This is a genomic window from Fibrivirga algicola (assembly GCF_011742925.1).
GTDB lineage: Bacteria > Bacteroidota > Bacteroidia > Cytophagales > Spirosomataceae > Fibrella > Fibrella algicola.
Map to the genome: position 1 here is coordinate 257,836 of NZ_WAEL01000006.1, position 16,362 is coordinate 274,197.

Below are 16,362 nucleotides of genomic sequence, written 5' to 3' on the forward strand. Positions count from 1 at the left end.
GATTGAAGTTAGGCGTATAGCCCAAAGTTCGTTCATCCAGTACAGAAATGTGTAGTCGTGAAGAATAAAATGCGCCAGTCGTTTTCGATACCTTTGCTGTTTGTTTTCCATCGTCCGCATGAGACTCGCTTTACTCATCAGTGCCTTTTGCTTTTTTTGCCTCACAGCCCGGCCTCAGTCAGCGACCGATACAACGGCTTATCCGCGCAAGGAGTGGTTTCCTAAAAATCATCTGTTTGCGCCTATTCTGCTCGACCCCCTCGAAGCGCAGGTATATGGTAGTGCCCTCCCTTACTTTAATACGAGCGGCGAGCGGAAAGTAGGATTTACTGAAACCGACACCCGCGACCGCGACCTGAATCAGGGTACGTTTGTGCCATTTGCCTTCGGTTTTCATAAGCCGTTCTACCGCGTCACTACCGCACCGGGTCAGGCGCACGAGTGGGGGCTGGACGTTGGCTCGTTTACGCAGTTTCAGGTCTTCAGCGATACCACCCGCTTTGCCAAAAAGCCGGGGCAGGTGGTTTATAAGATCATCAACAACGACTATAAGCTTAGCTTCTGGTATAATCTCCGCAAAGGTCGCAACAGCTACCGGATTCGGCTTTACCACATCTCATCGCACCTCGGCGACGACTACATTGTTCGGTATCAGCTCTCGTATTACACGCCCAATTCTGTTAACTACGAATTGCTCGATTTTACAGCTAGTCGGGACCTGCCAAACGGGCTGAGGGTATACGGTAATGCGGGTGTTTGCCTGCGTGGGCAGAGCGAGCGCGACCGATTCAATGTCGAAATGGGTGCGTATTACCGGCAACCAGGTAATAAACGACAGCGGTTGGTGGGTGGAATCGACGCTAAATTCTGGCAACAAACCAATTTCCGGCCGGGTATTCACGCGGGAATTGGCTACGAACTAGGCCGGTCGACCCAGAACCTGACGGCCATGCTCGACATGTATTACGGCTACCGTCCCTACGGCCAATACGAATATCAGACTGTTTCATGGGCCGGCATCGGTCTTTACTTTAACCCATTCTAAAACCAGTTTGATGATTGACGTTTGTTGTTTGATGTTGCGCTCCTATCGCAATCGGGTCATGATATAGCAACGCAGCCACAAACGACAAACCACAAACGGCAAACCCTCTTTTATGTCTCTTACAGCTATTTCTCCCATCGATGGCCGCTACGCCAAACAGGTCACAGCCTTGGCGCCTTACTTCTCTGAGCTTGGCCTGATTCGTTACCGGGTACGTATCGAAATTGAGTATTTCATTGCCCTTTGCGAATTGCCCCTTCCTCAATTGGCCGGTGTAGACAAGGCGACGTACCCAGCCTTGCGTGCGCTTTATGAGCAGTTCTCAGAAGCCGACGCCGAGCGTGTGAAAACGATTGAAACCACCACCAACCACGACGTAAAAGCGGTAGAATATTTCATTAAGGAGAAGCTGAAAGGCCTGTCAGTAGAGCCATTTTTGGAGTTTATTCACTTTGGTCTGACCTCGCAGGACGTTAATAACACCGCCATTCCGCTGCTACTACAGGAGGCACTGACCGAACAGATCGAGCCGACGTACCGGAAGATCTACACGCGGCTTCAGGAACTGGCTAACCAATGGGCCGACGTGGCGATGCTGGCACGTACCCACGGGCAACCCGCTTCACCAACCCGCCTCGGTAAAGAGTTACTAGTATTCTGTGAGCGGCTGGAGAAGCAACTGGGTATGCTGGCTAACGTGCCTGCGGCGGCTAAATTTGGCGGCGCTACGGGAAATTTCAACGCTCACAAAGTAGCCTATCCATCCATTGACTGGCAGTCGTTTGGCAACGAATTTGTCGGAAGCCTGGGCCTGGAACGCAGTCAGTTTACTACTCAGATTGAGCACTACGACATGCTGGCAGCCCTGTTCGACACTTACAAACGCCTGAACACGATCTTGATCGACCTCGATCGCGATATCTGGACGTACGTGTCGATGAATTACTTCAAGCAAAAAATTAAAGAAGGAGAAGTCGGCTCGTCGGCGATGCCGCACAAAGTAAACCCGATTGATTTTGAAAATTCGGAAGGCAACCTGGGCATTGCCAACGCCATCTTCGAGCACTTGTCGGCTAAACTTCCTATCTCGCGCCTCCAGCGGGATCTGACCGATTCTACCGTTTTACGCAATATCGGTGTACCCTTTGCCCACTCGGTTATCGCCCTGAACGCGACGCTAAAAGGTTTGAACAAGCTGGAACTGAACCAGGCAGCGATCAACGCCGATCTGGAAGCCAACTGGGCCGTGGTAGCCGAAGGCATTCAAACCGTGCTGCGCCGCGAAGGCTATCCGCAACCCTACGAAGCGCTGAAAGCCCTAACCCGTAAAAACGAAGCGATCACCGCCAGTACCATCAGCGAGTTCATCGATGGTTTAGATGTATCGGATGTTATAAAAGGAGAGTTACGTACCATCACACCGTTCACCTATACCGGTGTGTAGAGACATCCTTGCGTCTATCTGGCGTCAGTAACACTATAAAGAAAGCCCACCATGAGTCACTTTCTTGAAATACTCAAAGCGCGTAATGAGGTGCTGTATTACCTGGGGCTTATTTGTTTAGCTGCCTCGTTGCTGTGTATCATATTCATCAGAGTGACACACACCGATGTGATGGGTATCAACGCGTGGTATAAGCCCTTGAAATTCTTCCTGTCAACGGCCATTTTCGTGTGGTCGATGGCGTGGTACACGGGTTATCTGGGTACGTCGGGTGCGGTGGTTTGGTATTCGTGGGGTATGGTGGTACTGTTTGCTTTCGAAGATGGGTACGTTGCCTTTCAGGCGGCACGGGGGCAACTGTCGCACTTCAACGTCAGCACGCCGCTTTACGCCGGTTTGTACAGCCTGATGGCGGTTGGGGCCATCGGTATTTCGCTCTGGACAGCCTATATCGGGCTACTCTTCTTCCAAACCGATTTTCCCGATTTGCCCATTGCCTACGTGTGGGGTATCCGCCTGGGGCTGGTTATTTTCGTACTTTTCTCTATGCAGGGAATGGCTATGGGCGCCCGCCTAACGCACACAATTGGCGGTGAAAACGGCAGCCAGGGATTACCATTAGTAAACTGGAGCCGAACCTACGGCGATCTGCGCATTGCTCATTTTCTGGGAATGCACGCACTGCAAGTAATTCCCCTCCTGGCCTATTACGTGGTTCAAAACGTAAAAGCCGTGGTCGTAATCAGTGTTTTATACGGATTACTAACCACGGCTATCTTTATACAGGCCCTACAGGGTAAACCGTTATTCGGGCAACGTACCCAGCCTACGACAAACGATAATCGGATAGGATAAACGCCAGACCCGGCAACACATCCTCGTCATTGAACAGTTCGTGATAGAATTCGCAGGACTCAGTATCGTCAAGGCGAACGTTATCCATTCGACAACTCGGTGGCACGTACCTGCGCGGCGTGGATACCGGCTTGGAGCGTCTCCGACAGCGTACCTGCCTCGAACGTTCGGAGGGCGGCTTCGGTTGTGCCGCCTTTACTGGCTACGGCCTTGATCAGATCGTCGAGCGATTTGTCGGCGTTATTGATCAGGTGGTAGGATCCAAGCATGGTTTGTTTCACCAGCAGAGCCGCCGTGCCTTCATCAAAACCCATTTGCTTACCGGCTTCCACCATGGCTTTCACCACATAATAAAAGTAGGCCGGGCCGCTGCCGCTGAGCGCCGTTACGGCGTCGAGCATAGACTCGTTTTCGAGAAAAATAGAGCGCCCCGTAGCGTTGATCAGGTTCTCAACTTTACGCAAACTCGCAGCGTCCACTTCAGGCGAAGCTGTGAAGCCGGTTATACCCATACCGAGTATTGCGGGAGTATTGGGCATCGCACGAATGACCATACGATGGCTCAAACGCTCCTGAATCAGGCTGATCGGAATACCCGCCATGATCGACAGAACCACCTGTCGGGGCTGAATCACCGCGCGTAGCTCGTCCTGCGCCGACGCAAAATCCTGTGGTTTTACCGACAGAATGATGAGGTCGCTCTCGCCAACCCGCGGGCCGATGGTCTCAACCACAACACCTGCTTTTTCGGCACGCAGCGTCTCCGTCCGTTCGGCGCTTTTCTCGATCAGCGTCAGGTTCTCTTTTTTTACAAGATCGTATTGTAGAAAGGACTTGGCGAACGCCATGCCCATGTTACCGCAGCCGAGGATAGCTATTTTCATAAGGGTCTTTAAGTCTGGATAGTCGTAGAAAAGAGTGCAAAGTTTGGAAAGTCGCAAGAATACAAAAAGGCGACTTTCCAGACTTTGCACTCTTTTCTACGACTACCCAGACTATTAATTTATTTCAACATTTCGGCCAGTTTCGCCTCCAAGGCGTCACCACGCAGATTTTTGGCGATGATTTTGCCGCTTGGGTCCAGCAGGAACGTGGCCGGAATAGCGCTGACGCCATACTGCTGTGCAGCAAACGACTGCCAGCCTTTCAAGTCCGATACGTGTGTCCAGGTTAGGTTATCGTTGCGAATGGCACGTACCCACGCTTCGCGCTTGCCAGGGTTATCGAGCGATACACTGTAGATCGCAAATCCCTTGTCTTTAAACTTGTCATACATCCGAACCACGTTGGGATTCTCGTTACGGCAGGGGCCGCACCAGCTGGCCCAGAAGTCGATGAGGACGTACTTGCCGCGCAGCGACGACAGAGCAACCGGCGTACCGTTCGTATCGGCCAGTGCGATTTCCGGTGCTTCTGAGCCTACAGAAACGCCCCGTATACGGGCAATGTTGCCAACAAACGCTTTTGCATGGATGCTGTTCGGATTTTCCTTCTCGAAGCGACGAGCCAGCGTATCCAGCGTGGGGAAATCGGTTTCCGTACTCAGGAAGTTGGTGGCGTATAAGGCCGCCAGCGACGTACCCAGTTCAGGCAGCATGGCTTTTACTTTCTGCGTGTTCTCGCGCGAGGCCTCGTCGAATGTCTTTTCGATCTGGCTCATCGATTTGGCATCGTTGCGGGTTTGGGCTTCCTGATATGATTTCATCAAATCCTGGCCTTTTGCCTGCAAGTCGGTCTGCATCTGGTACAGCACCCGAAACTGGTCGTTCGTTTTGGCGCCGCTCATGGTTACTTTGGGCTTGGGTGTAGGAGCATTTTTCTCTTTGCCCTTAATGCCCGGCTCCACCAGCATCTCAATTGTCTCGCCTCCTTCCAGCAACACCGGTGTTTTGGTTGTTCCGTTGAGAACCACGATGTAAATGTTACCACCGTCGGGTACGGCTGTTTTCAGCGAAAACCGTTTGTCTGCGCCAACCACCGCCGAATCGAGCCGCATGGCGGGGGCATTATTGGTTTCCAGATACACTTTACTGCCCGGAACGGCTGTTTTAAGCAAACCAGCAACAGTGGCTTGCTTTTGAGCCTGAGCGGCCGTACCAACCAGCAGGAGGGCCAGACCAAGAACTACGTGTTTCATGTTTAGTTTCAGTTGACTTCTTCGACGAGTTTTGCCGGAAGTCGTTTAACGGGCAGCAAAAATCAGCCCAACGTTTTAACCACTAACTGATTGACCAATTTAGGATCGGCAGATCCTTTCGACTTTTTCATTACCTCGCCAACGAACAGACCCAGCAGGTTCTTTTTCCCTTTGCGGTACTGCTCTACTTTGTCGGGCCAGGCGGCAATTGTCTCTTCTATTAACGATTGTAAGGCGTCTGTATTACGGTTCTGTAACAAGCCATTAGCGGTTGCCAGTTCAGCCGGGTTAGCCGTTGGTTGGGCTACCATCAGCCCGAAAATGGTTTGGGCGGCTGTCTGGCTTATTGTGCCATCGTCGATAAGGCGAATCAGCGCAGCCAGGGCACTCGCCGACACAGGAAACTGGCCGTCGCGGGCCATCCGTTCAGTGAGTTGCGCCTTCAGTGGGCCCATCACCCAGTTCGAGGCGGCTTTGAAATTGGGCGTCCCGGTGCAAACAGCTTCGTAGAAATCGGCCAGTTCGCGGGTGTCGGTCAGCAAGGCCGCGTCGTAGTCGGGCAAGCCGTACTGCGAGGTGAACTTGAGGTATCGCTCGCGAGGAAGGGCAGGCATCTGAGCACGGATCTCGGCCATCCACTCGTCGGAGATCACCACCGGCATCAGATCGGGGTCGGGGAAATACCGGTAATCGTTCATGCTTTCTTTCTCGCGCATGCCCATTGTCTGGCCCGTAGCGGCGTCGAACGTACGGGTTTCCTGAATCAGTCGGCCACCCGCTTCGGTTACGGCTACTTGCCTGCTGAATTCACTGTCGACAGCCCGTTGCACGTTGCGAATTGAGTTTAGGTTCTTCACTTCCACCTTTGTGCCCAGTTCGGTGGCGCCACGCAGACGAATCGACACGTTCACGTCGCAGCGTAGCGAGCCTTCTTCCATGTTTCCGTCGCAAATACCGAGGTAGCGCACCAGCCGTCGCACTTCGGTCAGGAATTGTCCGGCTTCGTCGGCCGATCGCAGGCAGGGCTCGGTCACCATCTCAATCAGGGGTGTACCGGCGCGGTTGTAGTCGAGGCAAGTTGCCATCGGGTCGGCATCATGGATGCTTTTGCCAGCGTCTTCTTCGAGGTGAATATGGTGCAGCTGAATAGTGGTATCGCGGACAACACCATCGAAGTCACGGGCTTTCACCAACACCCCGCCGCCCACGCAAATGGGCCCCTTATCCTGCGAGAGTTGATACCCTTTCGGCAGGTCAGGGTAAAAATAGTTTTTACGGGCAAACACATTGCGGCGGGTAATGTCGCTACCGCAGGCAATGCCCATTCTGACAGCATACTCCACTGCCACACGGTTTGCTTTGGGCAGTGCCCCCGGATGCGCCAGCGTAATGACGCTTACCTGCGTGTTCGGATCAGCCCCAAATGCGTTGGCATCGGCGGCAAACATTTTGCTTTGAGTCAGCAACTGGCAATGCACCTCCAGCCCAATCACGGCTTCGTATTGGGTTGTGGGTGTGTATACTACGGTCGATTCGGTTTGCATTAGTGCAAAGATAGCTATCGTTTGAGGTTTGGCGTTTGTGGTTTGCGGTTACGCTGTCAGAGAATATACTGGTTTTCTGGCAGCGCAACCGCAAACCACAAACGCCAACCTCACACGATACCAGTGAACCCCAAGCCGCGTGCCTATGTTGAAGCACCTGTAAACCCGTCATTCGATTCGCCTGCATGGATTGTCAATACGTGCCCCTCTCGGCCACCGGCCAGTTTTCGTCGCTTTTCCTCGATTACATCAATCAAGTCCCGGCCGTCAAGCCATTCTACGGTGAATTTCCAACCCTCGACGCGTTTCCCCGACAAATTCAGCAAAAGCAGTTCTCGGCTGAAAACAGGGCTGTTCTGGCCGACGTGCTGACTCGTCAGTACGCAGGCATCAACAACGTACCCAATATTGATCTGCTGCGCCAACCTAACACGTTTACCGTCACTACAGGTCACCAACTGAATATTTTCACGGGGCCGCTCTACGTAGTTTACAAGATTGTGACGATTCTGAATCTGGCGAAGAAACTGAAGGAGACGTACCCGGACTACAATTTTGTGCCAGTGTACTGGATGGCTACGGAAGACCACGATTTCGCCGAGATCAATCATTTCCGGTTGTTTGGCCGTACCCACAGTTGGGAAACCGAACAGCGCGGAGCTGTTGGCCGTATGAATCCCCGCGAACTGGCCGATCTATTGAAGACCATTCCTGAAAAACTGCCGCTGTTTGAACAGGCCTATCTAAACCACGATACCCTGGCCGATGCCGTTCGGTATTACATGCATGAACTGTTCGGTGCTGATGGATTGATTTGTCTGGACGCCGACGATGCTGATCTGAAACGGCTTTTCCTGCCCGTACTCCGCGACGAATTACTTCAGCAAAACACCAGTACGCTGGTCAACAGCACGACCGAGAAGCTCAATGAGCTAGGTTATAAAACGCCAATTTCGCCCCGCGATATCAACCTATTCTACCTCAACGACGGCCTGCGTGAGCGGATATCCTTACTTGAGGATGGCTATGAGGTGCTGAACACGAAGCTGCGCTTCACCGAAGCCGAATTGCTTGCAGAACTGGATGAGCACCCCGAACGATTCAGTCCGAACGTGGTAATGCGGCCTATGTACCAGGAAACTATCCTGCCCAATCTCGCTTACATTGGCGGGCCATCTGAAGTGCCTTACTGGCTGCAGCTAAAAGCCGAATTTGATCAATATGGGTTGGCATTCCCTATGTTGATGCCCCGAAACTTTGCCCTCTACGTACCCAGAGTAGCTGCCCGACGGATCAACAAGCTTGGCTTGACTGTGACCGATATGTTCCAAGATGTAGTTGCATTGAAACGGGCCTATGTAGAGCACCATGCAGAGCACAGCCTGAAATTCGACGCCGAAAACAAGGTAGTTAACAAGGCACTGGCTACGATTTTGCAGAAAGCCCAGTTGGTTGACCCAACGCTGGAGAAAGCGGTGCTGGCTGAAACCAAGCGGTTTGCCAATGCGGTAGTTCGCCTCGAAAAGAAAATGCGCCGGGCCGAAGAACACAACCAGGAAACGGGTGTTCGTCAACTCCTGACGGTGAAAGAGGAGCTCTTTCCTGGCGGAACCCCGCAGGAGCGTGCCGATAATTTCCTGACCTTTTACCTGAATGATGCCAGTTTTCTGCAAAAGTTGCTGACAAATTTCGACCCGCTCAACTACCAGATGCAGGTATGTCTGGAAGGGTAAGAAGAAACTCATAGTTTGTGGTTTGATGGCTGTCGGTACACCGCGGCGCACTAACCAATCTGTAGCCGGGAAGCGTAACGACAGTCATCAAAAACGGTTTATGGTTAAGGACGAACTTCGTACCACTTACAAAGCCAGGCGTGCTGCGCTATCAGCCGACGAATTGCAGCGTGTAAGTGAGCAGGTGGCCGACCGCTTTTTTGCCGATGCACGTATTCAAACTTGTTTAGCTAAAGATGGCGCCGTTGTTCATACATTTTTGCCCATTAAACGGCAGAACGAGCTAAGCACCTGGCCACTTATTCACCGTCTTTGGCGCGATTACCCTGGCATAACGATCTGGGCGTCGGTAACAGAGCCTGCCACCCGTACGTTGCAGCATTTCCAGCTTACATCAACTACTGGCCTGATCGAGAACAAATGGGGTATTCCTGAGCCCTCGGATACGTTCACGCCTGTAACAGGCACGCCCGATCTGGTACTGGTCCCTTTGCTCGCCTTTGATAGAAACGGGCATCGTGTAGGCTACGGTGGTGGCTATTATGATCGGTTCCTGGCTGGAACCAGCGCTGACTGCCTCAAAATAGGCTTGTCTTTTTTCGATCCGGTAGACTGGATTGAAGCAGTTGATAACACCGATATTCCATTGACTGGCTGCGTTATGCCTACAGCCGTCTGCTGGTTTTCCTGAAAAGAACCGGTTGAATGAGTTGTCGGCTCGTAAGTTCTTCCGTTGCTTTGTTGCTCTAAACCAGCGCTTCCAAACCGTATGATTCGCATTTGTCTTGCAATAGCTATTTTTTGCTTGTGTGTTACCAGCACCAACGGGCAGGTACGTTACGGAATTCAGGGTAGTATCCAGGGGGCCAATGTTTCCTCAGTCGTTGATTTTACGTCATTTGGACCATCGCTGGGCACATTGGCTGTACCAATCAATCAACGTATCGGCTTCCGGGCGGGTATCATGGCTGATTGTCCAATTACCAGTCGTTTGTCTGTTCGGCCACAATTGCTTTACTCAGTCAAAGGGGGAGATGTCGACGTGAAAACGTTTGTCGGCAATGTGCTTAGCCGTTTTGGCGTGACCGGTACTCCGTTCATAATTGATAACCCGATCTCAAAAGTTGTTGTCAACTATGTTGAACTGCCTGTCGTGTTGCTCTATCAATTGGCGACCGGGCCAGGGCATCTCGTGGTGGGTGCCGGACCATACGCGGCTGTAGCGATTGGCGGTAGCATTAACGGGGCGCCGATCAATTTCGATACCAGCAGTTTTCGCAAGCATGACCTGGGTGCTACGGCATCACTTGGTTATGACTGGCCCAATGGCCTATCGCTCTCGGGCTATTACGCGCACGGGTTAACGAATTTCTCGAGAAACTCAACGCCTAACCTCTCTTCACTTAACCCATCCAACCCAACCGCATCGCTCGACCCATCGGCATTTGGTGGCACCCTGCGCAACCGGAGTTATGGGATCACGGTAGGTTATTTTTTCTAAGAAAAGATGAGTACTACTCCCGAATGAGAGTGATAGATATGCGTAGTTAATACTGTGTATAATATATAGTGAGCGGTGTTGTGTTGTTAGTAATTACTTGTTTGATTCGCGTAACCAAACACATACACTACCTTATATGAAAATTGTTTATTTTGTTTCTGCTGTGTTGATTTCGGTATCCTCAACCTGTCTTGGTCAGGTGTTATACGGTGTTCAAGGCAGTATCCAATCGTCTAACTTGTCGCTCAATGTTAATACCGCCGCGACAGGTGGTATCGACCCAGGTTCGGTTTTTAAATCATCGATAGGCTACCGGGCGGGTCTCATGGCCGACGTACCTGTAACTGATCAATTATCGATCCGCCCCCAATTACTTTACTCAACAAAGGGCTATAAACTCGATTTCAACAGCTTGTTCAGTAGCCTTGGCGGGCTAGGCGGCTTGCTGGGTAGCATACCCGAGATCAAAGTAGCCACCAACTTTATCGAGCTACCCATACAGGCTATGTATGGCCTCGACGCAGGAGCAGGTCGAGTTGTGCTGGGAGCCGGTCCTTACGTCGGTTATGCATTGAGTGCCGCTGTGGATGGTAAGTCAACTCCATTCGAGGCTGGCAGCAAACGATTCGACTACGGCGCGGCGCTGTCAGTTGGTTACGAAATGCCCTCTGGCCTGAGTGTATCAGCTTATTACTCGCATGGATTTGCCGATATGGCTTCATCTGCCAATACGACGCAAAGCCCGGATCCGACTGATCCTGACTTCAATCCATCGTCGCTTTCTGCGGCCGGGACCGCCAAAATCCGGTCGTTTGGCCTCACACTTGGTTACTTTTTTGGTACAGGAAACTGAAAAGAAGCCAGCCGTTGAACGAACGTACCCATTGCAGATAGACCTAGTTTCGAAAAAGCTTGTCTGTCTACAATGGGTACGTTGTTTTTAACCCCTTGAGCCGACTTCTATCAAAAATATGCCGTACTTTTGCGGTCAATTTTTCAATAAAACCTCAAAATTTCTATGAAAATCGCAGTCGTTGGGGCCACGGGCTTAGTCGGTGGCGAGATGCTGAAGGTACTGGCCGAACGGAATTTCCCGGTCACCGAACTCATTCCGGTCGCTTCTGAGCGCTCGGTTGGTAAACAGGTGATGTTCAAGGGTAAACCCGTGACGGTGGTCGGCTACGATGAGGCCATCGCCCGCAAACCCGCGATTGCCATCTTCTCGGCTGGTGGTAGTACTTCGCTCGAACTGGCTCCACGCTTTGCCGAAGCGGGCATTACGGTGATCGACAACTCGTCGGCCTGGCGTATGGACCCTACCAAGAAACTGGTGGTCCCCGAAGTAAATGCCGATACGTTGACCGTTACCGATAAGATCATTGCTAACCCCAACTGTTCAACCATTCAGATGGTGGTAGTGCTGAAACCACTGCACGAGAAATACAAAATCAAGCGCGTGGTCGTATCGACCTACCAGTCTGTGACCGGTACCGGGAAAGCGGCGGTTGATCAGCTTTTTGCCGAGCGCAACGGAGATGACTCAGTAGCTAAAGTGTACCCGCACCCGATTGACCTGAACGTGTTGCCTCATATCGACGTGTTCCTCGATAACGGATACACGAAAGAAGAAATGAAGATGGTGAAGGAAACGACCAAAATCATGGGCGACGACTCGATCCGGGTTACGGCTACTACGGTTCGTATTCCAACCATCGGCGGCCACTCAGAGGCCGTTAACATCGAGTTCGAAAATGACTTCGATTTGAAAGAAGTAACTGAGTTGCTGAGCCAGGCCGAAGGCGTAATTGTTCAGGATGATCCTGCCAACAAGATTTACCCAATGCCGTTGACGGCTCATGGTAAAGATGAAGTATTCGTTGGCCGGATCCGTCGTGATGAAAGCCAGGACAATACATTGAATCTTTGGATTGTAGCTGATAACCTCCGGAAAGGGGCCGCTACCAACGCTGTGCAGATTGCCGAATACCTGCTCAAACACGAGCTGGTTGGCGAAAGCGCAACCGTAGCGTAGATCAAAAAGAGGTTTAAACACAGAGCCGCCGAGAACACAGAGTTATTTCTTCAGTAGAAAAAGAAACTCTGTGTTCTCGGCGGCTCTGTGTTTAAACCTCTTTTCTGCTTATCAATTCAGCCGCTCGAAAATTCCGGCCACACCTTGTCCGCCACCGACGCAGGCCGACACCATGCCGTATTTCTCGTCGCGGCGACGCATCTCATTCAGCAATTGAACCGACAAACGGGCACCGGTTGAGCCAAGTGCATGTCCCAATGCAATGGCGCCACCATTGTGATTGATCTTGTTCTTGTCGAGCCCCAGTTCCTGGATAACGGCCAGCGATTGAGCCGCAAACGCTTCATTCAGTTCAATCTGATCGATATCATCCTGCTTAAGTCCCGCTTTCTGCAAGGCAATAGGGATGGCCGCAACCGGACCGATACCCATGATGCGTGGCTCAACACCAGCCGAGGCGTATGACATCATCCGGGCAATTGGCTTCAGATTCAATTCATTGACAAGGCGCTCTGACATCACAATCACGAAAGCCGCTCCGTCAGATGTCTGCGACGAGTTACCGGCAGTTACTGAACCACCTGCCGCGAAAACGGGGCGTAGTTTAGCCAATCCTTCTGCACTGGTGTCCTTACGTGGCCCCTCATCCTGCGATACAGTCCACTCACGCGTCTTCTTCTTTCCGCTCGCCTCATCGAAATAAGTTTCCTTCACGGCAATCGGTACAATCTCGTCGGTGAACTTACCAGCTGCCTGTGCGGCCAGTGCCCGCTTGTGCGACTCGAGTGCAAACTCATCCTGTGCATCGCGGCTGATTTTAAACTGGTCGGCTACCTGCTCAGCGGTCAGCCCCATGCCGATGTAGTAATCAGGATTCGACTTGGCAATGTCGTAGTTCAAGGCAGTTTTCCAGCCCATCACCGGTACCATCGACATCGATTCGGTACCACCGGCAATGATACAATCGGCCATCCCGGCGTGAATTTTGGCTGAAGCAATAGCTATCGCTTCCAGGCCGGAACCGCAATACCGATTAATTGTCATGCCGGGTACGCTGCTGGGCAAAGATAATAGCGCGATGTAACGCGAAATCTGCATGCCTTGCTCGGCTTCTGGTACGGCATTACCCACAATCAGGTCTTCAACACGGGCTGGGTCAAGGTTCGGTACCTGCGCCAGCATGTGCTTAATCACCTCGGCGGCCAAATCGTCGGGGCGGGTCAGGCGCAGACCACCGCGCGGCGCTTTACCGACGGGGCTACGAAAACCAGCAACAATATATGCGTCCATAGAAAGGCGTTTGATGGTTCTAATTTATCGACGCTGCAAGTCTGGAGAGACAGCAGACGCCTTTACTGGTTAACAAAAGTTGATTCGGAATAGTACAAAGATATAAAAAATAGTATGCACGCATACTATCTAATAAGGGGACCCAAAAAAAGCCGCTCTGGTCAGAGCGGCTCTGCAAAAATAGGCCTGTAGACTGAACAGGGAAGGGTCAGAAATGAGGGTCGCCAGCTTCACGTTTGCCGAGCATAACAGCACCAACCATTGCAATCAGGAACAGGACAGACGCTAACTCGAAGGGCAGAATATAGTCGCTATATAGAACGATACCCAGCCGTTCAACCAAGCCCGTCTGCGAGTCATATGTACTTGGGTTAAACGTACCTACAGGAGCAGCGTTGAAAATAGAAAGTAACAGCACCATCAGCACACCACCTACAATAACAGCAGCCGTTTTGGTTAGGGTTACTTTAGACTCTTCATCATCCTGCTTCAGATTCAGGAACATGATTGCGAACAGGAAAAGTACCATAATAGCACCTGCGTAGACGATGATGTTCACAATGGCCAGAAACTGTGCGTTCAAGAGCATGTAATGCCCTGTAAGACAGAAAAAAGTAAAAATCAGGGCTAGTACGCTATGGATTGGGTTCCGGGCTGTAACAACCGTTATGGCACTTAGCAACGTAATAAAGCCAAGCCCGTAGAACAGGTAACCAGCGGTAGTCAGGCTTTTAAGGTGGCTAATAAACGAGTCGAGTTGATTCATGTGTTTCTGTATATGGTTTGTGGGGTATCGTCCACGTTGTTGTGCTGCCAGCTCATCGATTTCTTGAGTCAGCAAAGCAATTACAACAACATAGACGATAAACTACAGCCGTGTGATTACGCTACTGACCGTGAAAGTGTAGGTTCCGTTGGCGTTGCTTTTACATCCGGGTTATTCCGAACGTACCTGTCGTCAAGTTTTTCCACGAGCTTATCCTTGCCATAAATTACACCATCCCGGCTGGTTACTACAGGCACCATACGGTCGTGGCGAAGATAAACAGCCTGTTTTGGGCAGGCTTCTTCGCACAGACCACAGAAAATGCAACGCAGCATATTGATCTCGTACACGGCAGCGTATTTCTCTTCGCGATAAAGTGTCTCTTCGCCCTTTTTACGCTCGGCAGCCACCATTGAAATAGCTTCAGCCGGGCAGGCAACCGCACACAGTCCGCAGGCAGTGCAACGCTCGCGACCTTGCTCATCGCGCTTCAGGACGTGATGCCCCCGGAATACCGGGCCAAGGTACCGCTTCACCTCAGGATACTGAATGGTTGCCTTCTTCATGAAGAAGTGGCGGATCGTAATGGCCAGTCCACCAAAGATGGCAGGCAGATACATCCGCTCGGCCATCGTCATCTCTTTATTACTGACCTGTTTTGATCGGTTCGTTAACATGTTACTATGTTTACTGTCTTCTGCCTTCTGCCTTCCGTTGCGCTGCCCGGATGGATACTGTAGCCGGGCGGAGCAACAGAAGACGGAAGACAGTAAACGTATTGAACTTAAACTTGTGGTATCGCTACTGCTTTGCGTCGGGGGGCTTTCACTGCGTTGGTGGCTGCCAAAATAACCATACCAAGTACAATCAGCCAGGTGGCATACTTGAAGTTATAAAGCAAACCAGCACCGGTCAGAATGACGTTCAGGATCGACAACGGAATCAGCGTTTTCCAGCCCAGGTTCATCAACTGGTCGTAGCGGAATCGTGGAAGTGTCCAACGTACCCACATGAAGAAGAAGATGAAGAAGAATATTTTGCCGAACAGCACTACCGTTCCAATCAGCGTTGCCACGTTGTGTCCAGCTACGTTGCCCAGTGAACCTACCAGCGCATCGTGAACTTGGGTCATGAAGGGATAATGGAATCCACCAAAGTACAGCGTTGAGATTACCGCCGAAGAAGTAAACATGTTGATGTACTCTGAGAAGAGGTAAAAACCCAGTTTCATCGAGCTGTATTCCGTGTGATAGCCACCAACGAGTTCTGTTTCACACTCGGGTAGATCGAAGGGGGTACGGTTACACTCAGCAAAGGCGCAGGTCAGGAAGATGATAAAGCCAAGAGGCTGCGTAAAAATATTCCACTCCCAGACATTAGCCTGCTCGTTGACAATGGTACGCAACGACAGTGAGCCGGTCATCATCAGGATAGCGATGATCGATAAGCCGAGGGCTACTTCATAGCTGATGTTCTGCGAGGCCGCCCGGATAGCGCCGAGCAGAGAGAATTTGTTGTTCGAAGCCCAGCCACCAATCATGATACCATATACGCCCAGCGAAACCACGCCGAACACGTATAGGATGCCCACGTTCACATCGAGTCCCTGCACAGATACCTCGAAATTCTCGTAACGAATGCTATCCCCGAACGGAATTACCGCGCTCGACATCAGCGCTGTCAGCATAGCCAGACAGGGACCAAGAATAAACAACCATTTGCTGGCCTGAGACGGAATGAAGTCTTCTTTAAAAAACATTTTACCCGCATCAGCAATGGGCTGTAGCAAACCCAATGGACCTGCCCGGTTTGGACCGATACGGTCCTGCAAAAAAGCCGCGACCTTACGCTCAGCATAGGTCGAATAAGTGGCAATCAGCAGCGTAATCCCAAAAATGGCCAGGATCACGAGTGATTTGATAATGAGAACGGTAAGATCCATAAACTACTGTTGAAAAGTCCTCTATGTTCTGCTGTCGGTTCCTTCCCCACCGGTCAAGAAATGCCTGATTGGC

General features: G+C 51.5%; 15 protein-coding genes. 8 read left to right on the forward strand and 7 right to left on the reverse strand.

From position 1 onward, the window contains the following. Positions 1–118 precede the first annotated feature (118 nt). From F7231_RS17360 to F7231_RS17370, 3 genes are all read left to right on the forward strand, one after another. Complete coding sequence (locus tag F7231_RS17360) at positions 119–1,045, forward strand: DUF1207 domain-containing protein (protein ID WP_085411793.1); 927 nt, start codon at positions 119–121, stop codon at positions 1,043–1,045. Between the two features lie 112 nt (positions 1,046–1,157). Continuing rightward, positions 1,158–2,489: an adenylosuccinate lyase gene (gene purB / locus F7231_RS17365; RefSeq protein ID WP_085411794.1), complete on the forward strand. Its 1,332-nt coding sequence runs from the start codon at positions 1,158–1,160 to the stop codon at positions 2,487–2,489. A 51-nt stretch (positions 2,490–2,540) separates the two neighbouring features. Then, a complete protein-coding gene (locus F7231_RS17370; protein ID WP_166692854.1) occupies positions 2,541–3,344 on the forward strand; it encodes a hypothetical protein in 804 nt (267 codons plus the stop codon). Between the two features lie 80 nt (positions 3,345–3,424). Here the strand turns inward: F7231_RS17370 and proC are convergent, their stop codons facing one another. From proC to gatB, 3 genes are all read right to left on the reverse strand, one after another. Beyond that, complete coding sequence (gene proC / locus F7231_RS17375; protein WP_166692855.1) at positions 3,425–4,228, reverse strand: pyrroline-5-carboxylate reductase; 804 nt, start codon at positions 4,226–4,228, stop codon at positions 3,425–3,427. 119 nt (positions 4,229–4,347) lie between these two features. Then, entirely contained in the window at positions 4,348–5,481 is a 1,134-nt protein-coding gene (locus tag F7231_RS17380; protein WP_166692856.1) for a TlpA disulfide reductase family protein, read from the reverse strand. Between the two features lie 62 nt (positions 5,482–5,543). Then, the gene (gatB, locus tag F7231_RS17385; protein ID WP_166692857.1) at positions 5,544–7,025 is read right to left on the reverse strand and encodes an Asp-tRNA(Asn)/Glu-tRNA(Gln) amidotransferase subunit GatB; all 1,482 of its coding nucleotides are present in this window, start codon (positions 7,023–7,025) and stop codon (positions 5,544–5,546) included. Between the two features lie 185 nt (positions 7,026–7,210). Between gatB and bshC the strand changes: the two genes are divergently transcribed. The 5 genes from bshC to F7231_RS17410 all read left to right on the forward strand — a co-directional run bounded on the left by bshC (position 7,211) and on the right by F7231_RS17410 (position 12,291). Further along, entirely contained in the window at positions 7,211–8,758 is a 1,548-nt protein-coding gene (bshC, locus tag F7231_RS17390) for a bacillithiol biosynthesis cysteine-adding enzyme BshC (RefSeq protein ID WP_166692858.1), read from the forward strand. A gap of 100 nt (positions 8,759–8,858) precedes the next feature. Beyond that, positions 8,859–9,449 carry a 5-formyltetrahydrofolate cyclo-ligase gene (locus F7231_RS17395; protein ID WP_166692859.1) on the forward strand — a complete coding sequence of 197 codons (591 nt, stop codon included), beginning with the start codon at positions 8,859–8,861 and terminating at the stop codon, positions 9,447–9,449. Between the two features lie 78 nt (positions 9,450–9,527). After that, positions 9,528–10,259, forward strand: coding sequence for a porin family protein (locus F7231_RS17400; protein ID WP_085411800.1), 732 nt, complete (start codon positions 9,528–9,530; stop codon positions 10,257–10,259). A 136-nt stretch (positions 10,260–10,395) separates the two neighbouring features. After that, a complete protein-coding gene (locus F7231_RS17405; protein ID WP_085411801.1) occupies positions 10,396–11,112 on the forward strand; it encodes a porin family protein in 717 nt (238 codons plus the stop codon). A 165-nt stretch (positions 11,113–11,277) separates the two neighbouring features. Continuing rightward, positions 11,278–12,291, forward strand: a complete 1,014-nt coding sequence (locus F7231_RS17410; RefSeq protein ID WP_166692860.1) for an aspartate-semialdehyde dehydrogenase — start codon at positions 11,278–11,280, stop codon at positions 12,289–12,291. A 111-nt stretch (positions 12,292–12,402) separates the two neighbouring features. On the opposite strand, the gene F7231_RS17415 is transcribed toward F7231_RS17410, so the two are convergent. The 4 genes from F7231_RS17415 to nuoH form a co-directional block, all read right to left on the reverse strand. Next, complete coding sequence (locus F7231_RS17415; protein ID WP_166692861.1) at positions 12,403–13,581, reverse strand: acetyl-CoA C-acyltransferase; 1,179 nt, start codon at positions 13,579–13,581, stop codon at positions 12,403–12,405. A 208-nt stretch (positions 13,582–13,789) separates the two neighbouring features. Continuing rightward, the gene (locus tag F7231_RS17420) at positions 13,790–14,347 is read right to left on the reverse strand and encodes an NADH-quinone oxidoreductase subunit J family protein (protein WP_085411804.1); all 558 of its coding nucleotides are present in this window, start codon (positions 14,345–14,347) and stop codon (positions 13,790–13,792) included. Between the two features lie 116 nt (positions 14,348–14,463). Further along, positions 14,464–15,024 carry a NuoI/complex I 23 kDa subunit family protein gene (locus F7231_RS17425; RefSeq protein WP_085411805.1) on the reverse strand — a complete coding sequence of 187 codons (561 nt, stop codon included), beginning with the start codon at positions 15,022–15,024 and terminating at the stop codon, positions 14,464–14,466. Positions 15,025–15,131: 107 nt separating this feature from the next. Then, positions 15,132–16,289, reverse strand: coding sequence for an NADH-quinone oxidoreductase subunit NuoH (nuoH, locus tag F7231_RS17430; protein WP_166692862.1), 1,158 nt, complete (start codon positions 16,287–16,289; stop codon positions 15,132–15,134). Positions 16,290–16,362: the final 73 nt, after the last annotated feature.

What these genes read in the sequence shown, in the direction of transcription:
- nuoH (WP_166692862.1), bottom strand. Translation starts at nt 16,289, where the DNA reads ATGGATCTTACCGTTCTCATTATCAAATCACTCGTGATCCTGGCCATT.
- F7231_RS17415 (WP_166692861.1), bottom strand. Translation starts at nt 13,581, where the DNA reads ATGGACGCATATATTGTTGCTGGTTTTCGTAGCCCCGTCGGTAAAGCG.
- F7231_RS17370 (WP_166692854.1), top strand. Translation starts at nt 2,541, where the DNA reads ATGAGTCACTTTCTTGAAATACTCAAAGCGCGTAATGAGGTGCTGTAT.
- F7231_RS17405 (WP_085411801.1), top strand. Translation starts at nt 10,396, where the DNA reads ATGAAAATTGTTTATTTTGTTTCTGCTGTGTTGATTTCGGTATCCTCA.
- F7231_RS17420 (WP_085411804.1), bottom strand. Translation starts at nt 14,347, where the DNA reads ATGAATCAACTCGACTCGTTTATTAGCCACCTTAAAAGCCTGACTACC.
- F7231_RS17425 (WP_085411805.1), bottom strand. Translation starts at nt 15,024, where the DNA reads ATGTTAACGAACCGATCAAAACAGGTCAGTAATAAAGAGATGACGATG.
- gatB (WP_166692857.1), bottom strand. Translation starts at nt 7,025, where the DNA reads ATGCAAACCGAATCGACCGTAGTATACACACCCACAACCCAATACGAA.
- F7231_RS17380 (WP_166692856.1), bottom strand. Translation starts at nt 5,481, where the DNA reads ATGAAACACGTAGTTCTTGGTCTGGCCCTCCTGCTGGTTGGTACGGCC.
- F7231_RS17400 (WP_085411800.1), top strand. Translation starts at nt 9,528, where the DNA reads ATGATTCGCATTTGTCTTGCAATAGCTATTTTTTGCTTGTGTGTTACC.
- proC (WP_166692855.1), bottom strand. Translation starts at nt 4,228, where the DNA reads ATGAAAATAGCTATCCTCGGCTGCGGTAACATGGGCATGGCGTTCGCC.
- F7231_RS17360 (WP_085411793.1), top strand. Translation starts at nt 119, where the DNA reads ATGAGACTCGCTTTACTCATCAGTGCCTTTTGCTTTTTTTGCCTCACA.
- bshC (WP_166692858.1), top strand. Translation starts at nt 7,211, where the DNA reads ATGGATTGTCAATACGTGCCCCTCTCGGCCACCGGCCAGTTTTCGTCG.
- F7231_RS17395 (WP_166692859.1), top strand. Translation starts at nt 8,859, where the DNA reads ATGGTTAAGGACGAACTTCGTACCACTTACAAAGCCAGGCGTGCTGCG.
- F7231_RS17410 (WP_166692860.1), top strand. Translation starts at nt 11,278, where the DNA reads ATGAAAATCGCAGTCGTTGGGGCCACGGGCTTAGTCGGTGGCGAGATG.
- purB (WP_085411794.1), top strand. Translation starts at nt 1,158, where the DNA reads ATGTCTCTTACAGCTATTTCTCCCATCGATGGCCGCTACGCCAAACAG.